This window comes from Mycobacterium sp. NGS22, from assembly GCF_059813095.1.
In genome coordinates, this window is the sequence record NZ_JCALDY010000010.1 from 49,257 (window position 1) to 65,530 (window position 16,274).

Genomic DNA, 16,274 nt, shown 5'->3' on the forward strand with positions numbered 1-16,274 from the left:
CTTCTTCAACTCCTCAACACCGCGTCGAGCCCGCTTCGGCGGGCGATCTTCCAGGCTGTCCGCTATGAGACGAGCCGCAGCAGCAGACGTGCCCCTCTGTCCCCACGCTGAATTGTCAGAGGTGGCGATCAGCAGCGTAGCCGGTTGCGTGGTCTCACTTGGGAAAATCGTGCGGACGTACAAAAAAAGATGCCGACGCCGACGGCGACGGGACGCTTCAGCGGGCGGGTGTTGACCGCCGCGGGATGGCGAAGTCCCAGCTCATGGCGTCGGCGCGGTTCAGGGCCGGGGCTCGTGCGGGGTCTGGCGCGGCGCGGGCAGATCGCACCCTTCCTACTGTTTTCCCGGGCGGCGAGAGTGAACCTGGCGACGGTTCACCGGCGTGTCACGTCACGAGATTCACACTCGGCGAATGGGTGCTGAGGCGTCCCTCGGCCAGCCGGACGTAGACCGATTTCATCGTCTGCAGGTACCGCGCGATCGACTCGTAGGCGACCGGATTGCTGGGAAAAGAGGCGGTCACGGTGGTTTCCTCGTGGAACTTGTTGACCCACATGCAGACTCGCGCGGCGATGCGGCCGTCGCTGAAGGCCCGGGTGTTCATCCGGTCCAGCTGGGTGGCGATCACCGCGGACAGCGGCGGGACGCCGGCGTCCAGGAACGACAGCATCGGGAAGCTGTGGTGCGCGGGCGGCGCGTGCAGCCAGGGAGCGAGTTCCAGGATCCGTTCGAACGGGACATGGGCCAGGTGACTGCGGGCATCGAACGCCGTCTGGGCGCCGCGGGCGGTCTCGCCGAACGACGCGGCGACCGGGACGGCAAACGGAACGTGACCGATGAACCATCCGGTCGTGCGGAACTCAGCCGCTGTGCTGCGGGTCCCGACGGGGGTGAGGGCGTGATACGTCCGCGATCCGACCAGTTCGTACTCGGTGAGCGCGGCACACGCGAACACGCCACCGCTGAAGCGGGCACCGGCCGCGGTGCAGGCGGACTCGAAGCCGGCGGTCTGGTCGGCGTCGAGCAGTCGCACCGAGAGCAGCTCACCGCCGGCCGGTACGGACGTGTCACCCAGGGGCAACGGAAAGGTCGGCAGGTGTCCGTCGTTGTCCTCGAAGAACTCGATCCACTGCCGCACGTCCGGGGAATCCAGCGTCAGCGCCGCGGTGTAGGCGCGCTCCCGTAAGCAGTAGTCGGCGTAGCTCCCGGCCGGCGGCAGGGCGATGGGACCGTCGCCGTCCATCAGCGCGTTGTACATCGCCCGGATCTCCCAGAAGACATCGCCGATGAACATCGGGTCGACGTGCAGGTGGTCGACACTGACGCAGACGGTGAAATGGTCGTCGCGCTGGATGATCGCGAAGCGGAAGCAGTCCCATTCCAGCGGGTTCGGCGTGGTAAGCAGATGTTCCTGCCATTGCCTGGCCGTGAGCTCGCCCTGTTCGGCCGGGATGAGTTCGATGGCTTCCGGATCGGCGATGGTGTGCCGGACGATGTGCCCGGTATCGGTGAATTCGAACCAGCTGCGATAGGTGTCGTGCCGGCGCAGATGGGCGTTGAAGACATAGGTCATCGCGCGGATGTCGCACTGGCCCCCGATGTCGAACGCGATCACCAGCAGCCGCGACATGTCCAGACCGCGAATCTGCTGTTGCCGGAAACAGCGCAGATGCCGGGCCTGGATGTAACTCGGGGGGACGACGCTGATCGGCGCCTGCCGCACCGCTTGCCGGCACGCCGCCGTCGCGTGCCACGACCAGACGGAACCGGGTTCGGGGATCCAGTCACTGATTGTCCCGAGACCCAGGTGGCCCATGACGACCAAATTCGCTCCTCGGGCAGTGCCGACAGTTCAGGGTATTTCGTGGCGGCGGCCGACCCTCACATTGACACCGGAGCGTCGTGGGTCAGGGCGAGTTTCTGGCCCAGCCGCTGGGCGAGATCACGGACCGTGGTGATGTCGGTGGAGCGCAACCGAATACCGGTCTCCGTCTCGAGCCGGGTGCGTACTTCCAGATTTCCCAGCGAATCCAGACCGTAGTCCGACAGCGGCCGATCCGGGTCCACGCTGCGGCGCAGGATGTCGCCGATCTGCTCGGATACCAACTGCCGAAGCCGGTCGTGCCATTCCTCGGTCGGCAGCGCCATCAGTTCGGTGCGGAACTCCGATCCGCCGCATCGCCGGCTCGGTGTTGCGGCACAGAGCAATTCGGCGAACCGACTGCGTGCTGCCAGCGCGGTGAGCCAGGGCGACCCGACAGTTGAAGCGGAGCTGAACGGGAAATATCCGGAGTAGCAACGGGTATGGCGCAACAGGCTTTCGAAGGCGTAGGCACCTTCGTCCGGGGTGATCATCGTCGTCTCACCGCTGTCGGCTAGGGCCGCGCCGCGACCGATCTCGGCCCAGGCTCCCCACGCGACGGTCACGGCCCGCCGACCCTGGGCTCGCTGCCAGTGGGCGAAGGCGTCCAGCCAGCTGTTGGCCGCGGCGTAGGCGCCCTGTCCCGCCGAACCCAGCAAGGCCGCAGCCGAGGAGAACGAGCAGAACCAGTCCAGGTCCGCAGATGCGCTGGCGTGATGCAGGTTCCACGCGCCATGCACCTTCGGAACCCAGTCCCGCTCCAACAGCTCGTCGGTGATGTTGGTCAACGTGGCGTCGTCGACCACCCCGGCGGCGTGCAACACACCCCGCAACGGCAGACCGGTGGCGGTTGCCGCGGCGACCAGCCGGGCCGCGGTGTCGGGGTGGGCGATGTCGCCGCACTCGACCACCACGTCGGCGCCGGTGGATCTGACCAATTCGATTGTCTCCGACGCCTTTCGGGTCGTCCGCGAGCGGGAGTTGAGCACGATGCGCCCCGCGCCGGCGGCGGCCATCTGTTCGGCGAGGAAGAGTCCGAGGCCACCGAGACCGCCGGTGACGACGTAGGAGCCGTCGGGCCGGAACACCGGGACCTGTTCGGGGGGAACCAGCACGGTGCTGTGCTCAGCATGGGAAACGTCGAGGACGAGCTTGCCGGTGTGCTCGGCGGCGCTCATGGCACGAATCACTTCGGCCGCGTCGGCAAGTGGGTAGTGGGTCCGCGACGGCGGCGCCAGGCAACCGTCCGCGACGAGCCGGTATACGTCTTTCAACACAGCACCCAGCCGGCGCGGATGGGTGACGCTCATCAGGGCCAGGTCGACGGCGTGCAGGGATATGTTGCGCCGCAACGAGAAAAGGCCCAGGCGGCTGTCGGCGTAGATGTCGCGCTTGCCGATCTCGACGAACCGCCCGCCGAAGGACAACAGGTCGAGGCCGGCGCGCTGGGCCGCGCCGGTCAATGAGTTGAGGATGACGTCGACGCCGTAGCCGTCGGTGTCGGCGCGGATCTGCGCGGCGAAGTCGGTGCTGCGGGAGTCGTAGACATGCTTGATGCCCATGTCGCGCAACAAGTTCCGGCGCTCCGGGCTGCCGGCGGTGGCGAACACTTCGGCGCCGAAGGCGCTGGCGATCGCGATCGCCGCCTGGCCGACGCCTCCGGTCGCGGAGTGGATGAGCACATTGTCGGCTGCGCGGATGCGGGCCAGTTCGTTCAACGCGTACCAGGCGGTGGCGTATGCGGTGGTGACCGCGGCGGCATCGCCGTCGCTCAGGTCGGTGGGAAGTTTTGCGGCCAGGGCCGCATCACAGGTGACGAACGTTCCCCAGCAACCGCCCGGCGCCATACCGCCGACCCGGTCGCCGACCCGGTGGTCGGTGACATCGGGTCCGACCGCGCTCACCACCCCGACGAAGTCGAGGCCGAGCTGGGGTGGTGTCCCGTCGAAGGACGGGTAGCGTCCGAACGCCGCGAGCACGTCGGCGAAGTTGACGCTGGATGCGCGGACCGCGACCTCGATCTGTCCGGCGCCCGGCGGCTTCCGGTCGACCTTGACGCACTCCACGGTCTGCAGGTCACCCGGGGTGCGGACCCGCACGCGCAGACCGCCGTCCGCGTGGTCGACTACCGCGGTCATCCGTTCCTCGGGACGCAGCGGCGCCGGACACAAGCGTGCGGTCAGCCATTCGCCGCTGCGCCACGCGGTCTCGTCTTCGGTGGTGTCCGCGAGTAGTTCGCCGGCAACGTGGTCCGGATGAGTGCCGCGGTCGACGTCGATCTGGGTGGCACGTAGATAGGGGTGCTCGGCGCCGATCACCCGCGACAGGCCGCGCAGGCCGGCCTGGCCGAGGTCGACGGGGTCGTCGGGCCGGACCGGTTGGGCGTTTGTGCTGATCAGGTAGAGCCTGGGTGCTTCGTCGCGGGCACCGGGGAGTTCACCGGCGATGCGGATCAGATGCCGAACGCGATCGACGGCCACCGGATCTGAACTTGCCCGTCCGGCGACCACGACCACCCCGCGCACGTCGCCGACGTTCAGCTGGCGGCGCAGTTCCGCGGGGTCTCCGACCCAGCGCATGGCGGTGCATCGCGCGCCACGCCGGCGCAACATCGCCGCGAGGTCCGTTGCGAACGGGTCGTCGCCGGAAAGGGTTATCAGCAACCAGCTTTCAGCGGTGGCTGTGGGTGAGGGCGGTTCGCGGCGTCGCCACTCGATGGTCGACAGTCGCTCACTCAACAGCCGGTCGCGGTCGGCGGTTTCGGAGCGCCCGGTGCCCATCAGTAGTCCACGTATCACCAACAGCATGTCCCCGTGCTCGTCGGTGACGTCGATGTCGGCTTCGACTTCGCCGCCGCAGACCGTCACCGTGGTGAGGCAGTAACGCGCGTTACGCGCCACGCCGAAGGCGCGGAGTCGGCGCACGCCGAGGGGCACCAGCAACCCGCCGTTGCCCACGCCGCGCACCGCGGGATGGGCTGCCACCGATTGAAAGCAGGCGTCCAGCAGCGCGGGGTGTATCGCGTAGCCCGATTGATGGGTGCGGATCGGCCGGGTCGCGACGATCTCGCCCAGGACGGTGCCGACCGCGCCATCGGCGAGGTGCGCCGCGGCCAAACCCGCGAACGCCGGCCCGAACTGAATTCCCCTGCCAGCGAACCACTCTCGTAACTGGTCGCCCTCGACGCGGCAAGGGTGTTCGGCCAGCAGCGTGTCCAGGTCGTGGGCGGGGGGCCGGTCGTCGTCGCTGCGCCGCAGCATGGCCGAGGCCCGCCGGATCCTTTCGCCCCCGGATTCGGTCTGCACCACGAAGGTGGCTTCGTCGCCGGACTCGACCACCGCGACTGAGCCCACCCGGGTCTCGTCGTCCAGTAACAGCATCCGTTCGAACCGGACATCGCGGATCTCGGTCTGCGCACCCAGCATCGTGGCGGCCGCGGTCAGCGCCATCTCGCAATAGGCCGCGCCCGGAAGCGCGGGCACGCCGTTGATCCGGTGATCGCTCAGCCACGGCAACGTCGTGGTGCCGACCTCGGCCTGCCAGGCGTGCCGCTCGGGTTCTTCCATGAGTTGCACGTGGGCACCCAGAAGTGGATGTGCGGCAACGGTATTGGCTTTGGCCGGGCCCCGCGTCGCGGCGGTGAGCAGCAGGCGCCGGTTCGCCCACACCGGCAGCGGCGCATCCACCAACCGGCCCTCGGGACACAACTCCGCGAAATCGGGACCGGCACCGGCGGCGTGCAGATCGGCCGCCATCGCGTGCAGCCCGGATGGGCCGGTCACGTCGCGGCGCATCGCGGCGATCGCGGCCACCTGCATGTCCAGGCTCTGCGCGGTCTGTTCGACGGCACGGGTCAGCAGGGGGTGCGGGGACAGTTCGCCGAACACCCGGTGTCCGTCCTCCAGCGCGGCCTTGACCGCAGCGGAGAACCGCACGGCGTGCCGCAGGTTGTCCACCCAGTAGCGGGCGTCGCAGACCGGCCGTTCGCGGGGATCGAACAGCGTCGCCGAGTAGTAGGGCAGCTGCGGGGGCCGCGGTTTCAGATCGGCCAGCAGATCGGTGAGCTCGTCGAGTATCGGAGCCACGTGCGGCGTGTGGGAGGCCACGTCGACGGCGACCTCGCGGGCCATGACGTCGCGCTTCTCCCACGCCCCGATCAGCTCGCGGACCGCGTCGGCCGCGCCGCCGATCACGGTGGAATGCGGTGCGGCCACCACGGCGATCACCACGTCTTTGACGCCGCGCCTGGCAAGTTCCTCGCGGACTTGTGCGGCGGGCAATTCGACGGCCGCCATCGCCCCGGTGCCGGCCAGCGTCAGGCACAACCGGGAGCGACGGCAGATCACCCGGATCCCGTCTTCGACCGAAAGTGCGCCCGCCACAACGGCTGCCGACACTTCGCCCAGTGAATGCCCGATCACGGCCGCGGGCCGGACGCCGTGCGACTTCATGGCCGCGGCCAGTGCGACCTGCATGGCGAACAGCGTCGGCTGCACCCGGTCGATGCCGGCAACGGTCTGCGGGTCGGTCATGGCGGCGGTCACCGAGAAGCCGGATTCGGCGGCGATGAGCGGTTCGGCGGCCGCCACCGCCGCCGCGAACGCCGGCTCGTTGATTAACAGGTCGGCGCCCATACCCGCCCACTGCGAGCCTTGCCCGGAAAACACCCATACCGGACCGCGGTCGTCGAGCCCGACGGCGGCGGCCGGGGCGACGTCGCCGTCGGCGAATTCACGCAACCGCGCGATCAGCTCTCCGGTGTCGCAGGCCGGCACCGCGATGCGCACCGGGCGGTGAGCGCGCCGCCGTCCCAGGGTGTAGGCCAGGTCCTGGGCCGCGGGCTGCTTCTGGTCCACCCAGTCGGCCAGTCGGTGTGCGGTCTCTCGCAAGGCCGCGGGGGAGCCGGCCGAGATCGCGAACAACCGCGGCTGCGGCACGGGCCGGATGATCGGCTCGTCGGCGACTGGCGGTGCCTGCTCGAGGATGGCGTGCGCGTTGGTCCCCGACATGCCGTACGACGACAACGCAGCACGCCGCGGACCTTGTCCCGGCCAGGTGGTAATCCGTTGCGGCACAAAGAGCCCGGTGTCGACGGCGGCGAGCTCGTCGGGCAGTCGGGTGAAATTCGCCATCGGCGGTATCACGCCGTGCCGCAGGGACAGAATCGCTTTCACCAGCCCGACCGCTCCGGCGGCTGCCTCGGTGTGGCCGAGGTTGCCCTTCGCCGAGCCCAGCGCACAGCGGTGCCCGGGTGTACCGTAAACCGTTGCCAGACTGCGGAATTCGATGGGGTCACCGACCGGTGTGCCGGTACCGTGCGCCTCGATCAGACCGACGGTGTCGGCGTCCACACCCGCGGCGAGCAAGGCCGCGTGGTAGGCGGCGACTTGTGCGTCCAACGAGGGAGTGGTGATGGTGTCGGTGCGGCCATCCTGGTTGATCGCCGTACCGCGCACCACGGCCAGGATCCGGTCACCGTCACGTATCGCGTCGGGCAGCCGCTTCAACGACACGACCGCGCACGCCTCGGAACGGACGAACCCGTCGGCGGCGGCGTCGAACGGTCGGCAACGCCCGGTGGGGGAGAGCATGCCCTGCCCGGAGGCCGAGGCGAACAGCTGTGGTTCCAGCATCACCATGCAACCGCCGGCCAGGGCCAGGTCGCTCTCGTGCTCATGCAGACTGCGGCACGCCAGGTGCAGCGCCACCAGGCTCGACGAGCATGCGGTGTCCACAGTCAGCGACGGGCCGCGCAGGCCCAGTGCGTAGGAGACCCGGCCGGCGGCCATGCTCATCGCGGTGCCGGTGAACCCGTAGGCGTCGCCCAGCGCCCCGGCCGCGTCGGTGACGTGGGCGTAGTCGTCGTGGCACAGTCCGACGAACACGCCGGTCGGCGAGTCGGCCAGGGACTTCGGCGGCAATCCGGCGTGCTCCAACGCTTCCCACGAGGTCTGCATGAGCAGCCGGTGCTGCGGGTCGATCGCGGTCGCCTCACGCTCGCTGATCCCGAAGAAGTCGGGATCGAAGCCGGCGACATCGTCCAAGAAACCGCCCCAGCGCGACACCGACCGATCTGTCATCCCCGGTTCGGGGTCGTAGTAGTCCTCGGCGTCCCAGCGGTCGGCGGGCACTGTGGTGATCAGGTCGTCGCCGCGCAGCAACGCATCCCAGAACTCGTCGGGGGAATCGATGCCGGCGGGCAGCCGACAGGCCATGCCGATGACGGCTACCGGAGTGACCTGCCGGTGGCGCACTGTCCGTACCGCCTTGTCGTCGCGTCTCGCGCTGCCTCGCGCTTGGAAACACATCCTTCCTGTTCAAAGCCGTGTCGCCGGGGAGCAACGCGCCGACGTTTGCGCGGTTGCCGGGTGCCGGGGATGTCCGACTTCGGGCAAAGCGACCGCGGCGGTACGGCGGCGGCAGGTAGTGTTGCCAGCCGTGGTTGGCTCTTCGATCCCTGCCGTGCTGCGCGAACGCGCGAGTCTGAACCCCAACGGCGCCGCGATCACCTACATCGACTACGACCAGGACTGGGAAGGCGCCGAAGAATCGCTGACCTGGGCGAAGTTGTATCGGCGCACGTTGAATGTCGCCGAGGTGCTGAAGAAGTCGGGGGCGCCGGGTGACCGGGCGCTGATCCTGGCGCCGCAGGGACTCGAATACGTCGTCGGCTTCCTCGGGGCGTTGCAGGCCGGTTTCATCGGGGTGCCGCTGTCGGTTCCCTACGGCGGCGCCCACGACGAGCGGACCACGGCGGTGCTCGCCGACACCGCGCCCGCGGTCATCCTCACGACGTCGGCGGCCGTGGCCAACGTCAAGGAGAGCGTCGACCCGCACGTCGGACAGAACGCGCCGGCGATCGTCGAAGTCGACCTGCTGGATCTGGATTCCCGCCCGCCGTCGTCGCGGCCGGCGCGCAGCACCGGTGACCAGGGAGCGGCGACGTCGTATCTGCAGTACACCTCAGGCTCCACCCGCACTCCCGCCGGCGTCACGGTCTCCAACGACAACGTCGCCGCGAACTTCGGCCAGATCATGGCCGACTTCTTCGTCAACGAGGGAGGCGCGCCGCCGGCAGACCTCACCGTCGTGTCGTGGCTGCCGCTCTACCACGACATGGGCTTGCTGCTGGGCGCCATCATGCCGATCCTGGCCGGCAGGCACACCGTGCTGACCAGTCCGGTGGGGTTCTTGCAGCGCCCCGCGCGCTGGACGCAGTTGTTGGCCCGCTACGGCAACACGATCTCGGCCGGGCCGAATTTCGCGTTCGACATCGCTGTGCGCAAGACGTCCGACGAGGACCTGGCCGGGCGTGACCTCAGCGGTGTGCACACCATCCTCAACGGCAGCGAGCGGGTGCAGCCCGCCACCCTCAAGCGATTCGCCGACCGGTTCGCCCCATTCGGCTTCCCGGCCAAAGCATTACGGCCCGCCTACGGGATGGCCGAAGCGGTGGTGTACATCGCGACCCGCAAGGTGGGTGACCCGCCGGAGATCGTCGAGTTCGACGCCAAGAAGCTGCCCGACGGTCAGGCGGAGCGCGTCGAGAACGGCACCGGCACAGCCTTGGTCAGTTACGGTGCCCCGCAGTCGCTTTCGGTGCGCATCGTCGATGCCGACACCGGCCTGGAGTGCCCGGAAGGAACCGTCGGCGAAATCTGGGTGCACGGCGGCAACATCGCGTCGGGCTATTGGCAGAAGCCCGAAGACAGTGCCCGCACGTTCGGCGCGCAGATCGTCGACCCGTCGCCGGGCACCCCGCAGGGGCCGTGGCTGCGGACCGGAGACTCCGGATTCTTCTCCGACGGTGAACTTTTCATCGTCGGCCGCATCAAGGATCTGTTGATCGTCTACGGCCGCAACCATTCTCCCGACGACATCGAGGCAACGGTCCAGGCCATCAACCCCGGCCGGTGCGCGGCGATCGCGTTTCCCTTCGACGGCACCGAGAAGCTGGTCGCCATCGTGGAGGTCAAGAAGAAGAACGACGAGTCCGATGCCGAACTGAGCGAGCGGCTCGACGGCGTGAAGCGTGATATCAGCGCCGCGATCTTCGACGCGCACGGGCTGAGCGTGGCGGATCTGGTGATGGTGTCGCCGGGGTCGATTCCGATCACCACCAGCGGCAAGATCCGGCGGCAACAATCCGTCGAGCTCTACCGGGAACACGGCTTCGCCCGGTTGGACGCCTGACCCGTCTGGCTACCATTGCGGAGGATTCGACGGCGTCGTCACCCGGGAGCGCTCACACCATGACCCAAGCCAGCAAACCGGCCCGCATACCGCTGCTGCCCGTCGACGAGGCCAGGGCCGCTGCCGACGAGGCGGGCGTCCCGGACTACATGGCCGAACTCAGCATCTTCCAGACGCTGCTGAACCATCCGCGGCTCGCGCGGGTCTTCAACGACATGCTCGCCACGCTGCTGTGGCACGGTGCCCTGGACCACCGCCTGCGCGAATTGGCGATCATGCGGATCGGCTGGCTGACCGGATGCGACTACGAGTGGACCCAGCACTGGCGGGTCGCCTCGCGGCTGGGGGTGTCGGGCGACGACCTGCTCGGAGTTCGGGATTGGCAAGCCTACGAAGGGTTCGGGCCCAGCGAGCGTGCTGTGCTCGCGGCCACCGACGACATTGTGCGCGACGGTGCGATGAGCGCGGCCAGCTGGTCGGCTTGTGAAAGCGAATTTGCCGGTGACACAACGGTTCTCATCGAGTTGGTGACAGCGGTCGGGGCGTGGCGGATGGTGGCTTCGATCTTGCAGAGTCTGCAGGTCCCGCTGGAGGACGGCGTGGCCAGTTGGCCGCCCGACGGCGTGGCGCCCTAGCCGCCCGACGGCGTGGCGCCCTAGCCGCCCGACCGCGTGGCGCCCTAGCCGCCCGACGGCGTGGCGCCCTACCCGCCCGCGCCGAGCGTCACGCCAGCGTGACGTTCGGCGTCCGCAGTCACGCTAGCGTGACGCTCGGCGAACGGTCCCGGTCCGCGGCGGCGTAGCTTTGGCGGCATGCGAACCAGGGTCGCCGAGATGCTCGGCGTTGAGTTTCCGATCTGCGCGTTCAGCCACTGCCGGGACGTGGTCGCCGCGGTGACCAATGCGGGGGGATTCGGGGTGCTCGGCGCCACCGCGCACAGCCCGAAACGCCTCGACAGCGAGCTGACCTGGATCGAGGAGCAGACCGGCGGCAAGCCCTACGGGGTGGATCTGCTGTTGCCGCCCAAATACGTCGGCGCCGACACCGGCGGGATCAACGCACGCCAGGCTCAGGACCTGCTCCCCGAAGAGCACCGCGCGTTCGTCGACGAGTTGCTGACCCGGTACGGGGTAGGGCAGCACGCCGATACCGAAGAGGCGGTCCGCGGCGGACTCAACATCTCGCCCCGAGGCTACGAACCGCTGCTGGAGGTGGCGTTCGCCCACGACATCCGGTTGATCGCCAGCGCGCTCGGGCCGCCGCCGCACGACCTGGTCGAGCGGGCTCACCGCCATGACGTGCTGGTCGCCGCCCTGGCCGGAACCACCGAACATGCCCGCCGGCACGCCGCAGCCGGTGTGGACCTGATCGTCGCGCAGGGCACCGAGGCGGGTGGTCACACCGGTGACGTGGCCACCATGGTGCTGGTGCCCGAAGTGGTCGACGCGGTGGCGCCGACGCCGGTACTGGCCGCCGGCGGGATCGCCCGGGGCCGCCAGATCGCCGCGGCGCTGGCCCTGGGCGCCGAGGGTGTCTGGTGTGGATCGGTGTGGCTGACCACCGAGGAGGCCGAGACCGCGCCGGTGGTCAAGGACAAGTTTCTGGCGGCGAGCTCGTCGGACACGGTGCGTTCCCGGTCGTTGACCGGGAAGCCGGCGCGGATGCTGCGCACCTCGTGGACCGACGAATGGGAGCGCCCCGACACCCCCGACCCGCTGGGTATGCCGCTGCAGACCGCGCTGGTCACCGACTCGCAGGTGCGGATCAACCAGGCCGCGGCTCATCCCGGCGCGAAGGCCCGGGAGCTGGCGACCTACTTCGTCGGTCAGGTGGTCGGCTCGCTGGACCGGGTGCGGCCGACGCGGGCGGTGGTGCTGGACATGGTCGAGGAGTACATCGACACCATCGGCCGGTTGGACGGTTTGACCGATTGACCCGTGCCGTCGTCGAGCGTGTTGCTACTGCGAAAAACCTTGCGAATTTTCGCAGTAGCAACACGCTCGGCGAAAAGAGTGTGATCGTGCCCACATCTGCAGGTAGCAGTGCATGAAAGATTGCGACACGGACGGTGGGGCGCGTTGACCGGGCGGGCCGAGTGGTGCATGATCGGTCGGGCAAGCACCTCGTTAGGTGAGGCGGCTACACGAACATAGGCCACTGACCCCGAACGTCGAAAGACGCCCCGGGTCAGGACAGCTCTTCCCGGCTTAAGGGTTGAGCCCAGGTGGCTTCCGGTTATCGGACACGTCGGGTAGTGCCAAAGCTCTGACGAGAGGGGTGCGGATTTCCGGCATTTGCCGGATTCTGTTCTCCTTTGTGTGCACACTGACAACAGTGTTTGTCGTGACCGAGAGGAGGTGAGGGACGCATGAGTTCCAGTGGCAGTCCGGGTCGATATCCGGGCGTGATTTCGTCCCTGACCGATCTTCGGTGCGGCGTTCTCGGCTGAGACGCCACTAGATCGGAGCCGGTGCGGGACGGGATCTACCAAGAATTCCTTGAGGTCCACCTGTAATCGTTGGCTATCCGCTAGGAGGCGATCATGACCAGCGCTCTGTATGACGAAGTTGTAACCATCCCCGCTGCTCCTCGGCTGCACGTGGTGCGCGACGTACCCGCGGCCCCGGCGCCCAAGAAGACGGCAAGCCGGATCGGCGCAGCCGGCAGCGACCCGCTGGTCGACGGCGCCGCCCGCCTGCTCAGCGTTCCGCTGCGGCACATGTACGCCGCGCTGTGGCGCATCGGCGTTCTCGAGGTGCAGGCGTAACGCATGGACAGCGAGCAACTCTGGACTCCGAGGGGCTAGCCGACTGCGCGTGCGTCCTGCGGTGAGCTAGCTCCTCGGAGTCCATTAGAATTTCTTGTTGGCGTCGATCCGGCCATCACCGGGGAGCTTTCGGAAGAACAGCCAGTGCGGCCCAGTAGAACCGAACGGGTAGGCCCGTCACAGCCTTTCGAGCGGTCACGCGTGAGCGTGGCAAGCGGGGTGGTACCGCGGCGCTTGCGCATCCGCGCATCGTCGTCCCCGGCCTGAAGGTGGCTACAGGGAGACGACGCACGTGACCGACCAGGCTTACCCGAAGCTGGCCAGCGGGGCGCCCGATTTTCCGGCACTCGAACTCGAGGTGCTCGACTACTGGTTCCGCGACGACACCTTTCGCGCCAGCATCGCCAACCGGGACGGCGCAACCGAATACGTCTTCTACGACGGGCCGCCGTTCGCCAACGGGCTGCCGCACTACGGACACCTGCTGACCGGCTACGTCAAGGACATCGTGCCGCGCTACCGCACCATGCGCGGGGACAAGGTGGAGCGCCGATTCGGTTGGGACACCCACGGTTTGCCCGCGGAACTGGAGGTCGAGCGGCAGCTGGGCATCACCGACAAGTCGCAGATCGACTCGATGGGCATCGCCGCGTTCAACGACGCATGCCGCGCCTCGGTATTGCGCTACACCGACGAATGGCAGCAGTACGTCACCCGTCAGGCCCGCTGGGTCGACTTCGACAACGACTACAAGACACTGGATCTGTCCTACATGGAGTCGGTGATCTGGGCGTTCAAACAACTGTGGGACAAGGGCCTGGCCTACGAGGGCTACCGGGTGTTGCCGTACTGCTGGCGCGACGAAACACCGTTGTCCAACCACGAACTGCGGATGGACGACGACGTCTACCAGAGCCGCCAGGACCCCGCCCTCACGGTGGGATTCAAGGTGACGGGCGGCCCACTGGATGGCGCGTATCTGCTGATTTGGACGACGACCCCGTGGACGCTGCCGTCGAACCTCGCCGTCGCGGTCAATCCCGACGTGAGCTATGTGCAGGTGCAGGCCGGCGACCGGCGTTTCGTGCTGGCCGAGGCGCGGCTGGCCGCCTACGCGCGCGAGTTGGGGGAGGAGCCCGAGGTGCTGGGGACGTACCCCGGCGCAGAGTTGCTGGGCACCCGCTATCTGCCGCCGTTCGCCTATTTCACCGACTCGCACAACGCTTTTCAGGTCCTGCCCGCCGACTTCGTCACCACCGAGGACGGCACCGGCCTGGTGCACATGGCGCCGGCCTACGGCGAGGACGACATGGCGACCACCGACCCCGTCGGCATCGTGCCCGTCACCCCCGTCGACGCCAAGGGCCGCTTCGACGCCACCGTCCCGGATTACCAGGGACAGCACGTCTTCGAGGCCAACCCGCAGATCATCCGCGACCTGAAGGCTGGTGGCGGACCCGCCGCCGAGAACGGTGCGGTGCTGCTGCGCCACGAGACCTACGAGCACCCGTACCCACACTGCTGGCGCTGTCGAAACCCGTTGATCTACCGGGCGGTGTCGTCGTGGTTCGTGCGGGTCACCCAGTTCCGCGACCGCATGGTCGAACTCAACCAGCAGATCACCTGGTATCCCGAGCACGTCAAGGACGGCCAGTTCGGCAAGTGGCTGCAGGGTGCCCGGGACTGGTCGATCTCGCGAAACCGCTACTGGGGCACGCCGATTCCGGTGTGGAAGTCCGATGACCCCGCCTATCCGAGAATCGACGTCTACGGCAGCCTCGACGAGCTGGAGCGTGACTTCGGGGCGCGTCCGGACAACCTGCACCGGCCCTACATCGACGAACTCACCCGGCCCAACCCCGACGACCCGACGGGCAACAGCACGATGCGCCGCATCAGCGACGTACTCGACGTGTGGTTCGACTCGGGCTCGATGCCATATGCCCAGGTGCACTACCCGTTCGAGAACCAGGAGTGGTTCTTGGGCGGGGCGGCGGGAGAGGGGGAAGCCCACTATCCCGGCGACTTCATCGTCGAGTACATCGGCCAGACCCGCGGCTGGTTCTACACCCTGCACGTGCTGGCCACCGCACTGTTCGACCGCCCGTCGTTCAAAACCTGTGTGGCGCACGGGATCGTGCTGGGCTCCGACGGCCAGAAGATGAGCAAGTCGCTGCGCAACTACCCGGATGTCACCGAGGTGTTCGACCGCGACGGCTCCGATGCCATGCGCTGGTTTTTGATGGCGTCGCCGATCTTGCGGGGCGGCAACCTGATCGTCACCGAGCAGGGTATCCGCGACGGGGTGCGGCAGGTGCTGCTGCCGTTCTGGAACGCCTACAGCTTTTTGGCGCTCTATGCGCCGAAAGTTGGTACCTGGCGCACCGATTCGACGAATGTCCTGGACCGTTACATCCTGGCCAAGTTGGCGGTGCTGCGCGACGACCTGACCGATGCGCTGGATGTCTGCGACATCTCCGGGGCGTGCGAACAGCTGCGCCAGTTCACCGAGGCGTTGACGAATTGGTATGTGCGACGGTCACGTTCGCGGTTCTGGGTGGAGGACGCCGACGCGATCGACACCCTGCACACCGTGCTGGAGGTCACCGCGCGGCTGGCCGCGCCGCTGCTGCCGTTGGTGACTGAGATGATCTGGCGGGGTCTTACGGGTGGGCGTTCGGTGCATTTGACGGATTGGCCGCAGTCGTCAGAACTGCCGGCCGATCCCGAGTTGGTGGCCGCGATGGATCAGGTTCGTGAGGTGTGCTCGGCGGCATCCTCGCTGCGCAAGGCCAAGAAGCTCCGGGTGCGGCTGCCGTTGCCGAAACTGACTGTGGCGGTAGAGAATCCGGACAGCCTGCGGCCGTTCGCCGATCTGATCGGCGACGAACTCAACGTCAAGCACGTCGAACTGACCGACGCGATCGACACCTACGGGCGGTTCGAACTCACCGTCAATGCCCGCGTCGCCGGACCGCGGCTGGGCAAAGACGTGCAGGCGGCGATCAAAGCCGTCAAGGCCGGCGACGGCGTCGTCAACCCCGACGGCACCCTGACAGCCGGGCCGGCGGTGCTGCAGCCCGACGAGTACAGCTCGCGGCTGGTCGCCGCCGACCCCGAGTTCACCGCCGCGCTGCCTGGCGGGGCCGGACTGGTGGTGCTGGACGGGACGGTGACCCCGGAATTGGAAGCCGAAGGCTGGGCCAAGGACCGCATCCGCGAACTACAGGAGCTGCGCAAGTCGACCGGCCTGGAGGTGTCCGACCGGATCAGTGTGGTGATTGCCGTGCCCGCCGAGCGCGAAGCGTGGGCGCGCACGCACCGCGACCTGATCGCGGGCGAAATCCTGGCCACCACTTTCGAATTCGGCGAACCGGACGAGGCCGTGGAGATCGGCGACGGGGTGCGGGTCGGCATCGCCAAAGTGTGACGAGCAGACGCAAAGGCCCCCAT

At 68.0% G+C, this 16,274-nt stretch carries 7 protein-coding genes and 1 riboswitch; of the genes, 5 read left to right on the forward strand and 2 right to left on the reverse strand.

Annotated elements, in window-relative coordinates; translation table 11 throughout:
* Window positions 1–385: 385 nt before the first annotated feature.
* Both AC5Y47_RS11580 and pks2 read right to left on the reverse strand, forming a co-directional pair.
* A complete protein-coding gene (locus tag AC5Y47_RS11580) occupies window positions 386–1,816 on the reverse strand; it encodes a condensation domain-containing protein (RefSeq protein ID WP_499944124.1) in 1,431 nt (476 codons plus the stop codon).
* 65 nt (window positions 1,817–1,881) lie between these two features.
* Complete coding sequence (gene pks2 / locus AC5Y47_RS11585; protein WP_499944125.1) at window positions 1,882–8,169, reverse strand: sulfolipid-1 biosynthesis phthioceranic/hydroxyphthioceranic acid synthase; 6,288 nt, start codon at window positions 8,167–8,169, stop codon at window positions 1,882–1,884.
* Window positions 8,170–8,299: 130 nt separating this feature from the next.
* On the opposite strand from pks2, the gene AC5Y47_RS11590 reads away from it, so the two are divergent.
* The 5 genes from AC5Y47_RS11590 (at window position 8,300) to ileS (ending at window position 16,251) form a co-directional block, all read left to right on the forward strand.
* The gene (locus AC5Y47_RS11590) at window positions 8,300–10,054 is read left to right on the forward strand and encodes an AMP-binding protein (RefSeq protein ID WP_499944126.1); all 1,755 of its coding nucleotides are present in this window, start codon (window positions 8,300–8,302) and stop codon (window positions 10,052–10,054) included.
* 59 nt (window positions 10,055–10,113) lie between these two features.
* The gene (locus tag AC5Y47_RS11595; protein ID WP_499944127.1) at window positions 10,114–10,689 is read left to right on the forward strand and encodes a carboxymuconolactone decarboxylase family protein; all 576 of its coding nucleotides are present in this window, start codon (window positions 10,114–10,116) and stop codon (window positions 10,687–10,689) included.
* A 177-nt stretch (window positions 10,690–10,866) separates the two neighbouring features.
* Window positions 10,867–11,988, forward strand: a complete 1,122-nt coding sequence (locus AC5Y47_RS11600; RefSeq protein WP_499944128.1) for an NAD(P)H-dependent flavin oxidoreductase — start codon at window positions 10,867–10,869, stop codon at window positions 11,986–11,988.
* 181 nt (window positions 11,989–12,169) lie between these two features.
* A riboswitch (M-box (ykoK) riboswitch) is annotated at window positions 12,170–12,338 on the forward strand.
* 258 nt (window positions 12,339–12,596) lie between these two features.
* Window positions 12,597–12,821: an Rv1535 family protein gene (locus tag AC5Y47_RS11605; protein WP_499944129.1), complete on the forward strand. Its 225-nt coding sequence runs from the start codon at window positions 12,597–12,599 to the stop codon at window positions 12,819–12,821.
* 292 nt (window positions 12,822–13,113) lie between these two features.
* Window positions 13,114–16,251, forward strand: a complete 3,138-nt coding sequence (gene ileS, locus AC5Y47_RS11610; protein WP_499944131.1) for an isoleucine--tRNA ligase — start codon at window positions 13,114–13,116, stop codon at window positions 16,249–16,251.
* Window positions 16,252–16,274 lie beyond the last annotated feature (23 nt).

Coding starts and splice junctions, on each gene's coding strand:
- AC5Y47_RS11580 (WP_499944124.1), bottom strand. CDS start 1,816: ATGGGCCACCTGGGTCTCGGGACAATCAGTGACTGGATCCCCGAACCC.
- pks2 (WP_499944125.1), bottom strand. CDS start 8,169: ATGTGTTTCCAAGCGCGAGGCAGCGCGAGACGCGACGACAAGGCGGTA.
- AC5Y47_RS11595 (WP_499944127.1), top strand. CDS start 10,114: ATGACCCAAGCCAGCAAACCGGCCCGCATACCGCTGCTGCCCGTCGAC.
- AC5Y47_RS11600 (WP_499944128.1), top strand. CDS start 10,867: ATGCGAACCAGGGTCGCCGAGATGCTCGGCGTTGAGTTTCCGATCTGC.
- AC5Y47_RS11605 (WP_499944129.1), top strand. CDS start 12,597: ATGACCAGCGCTCTGTATGACGAAGTTGTAACCATCCCCGCTGCTCCT.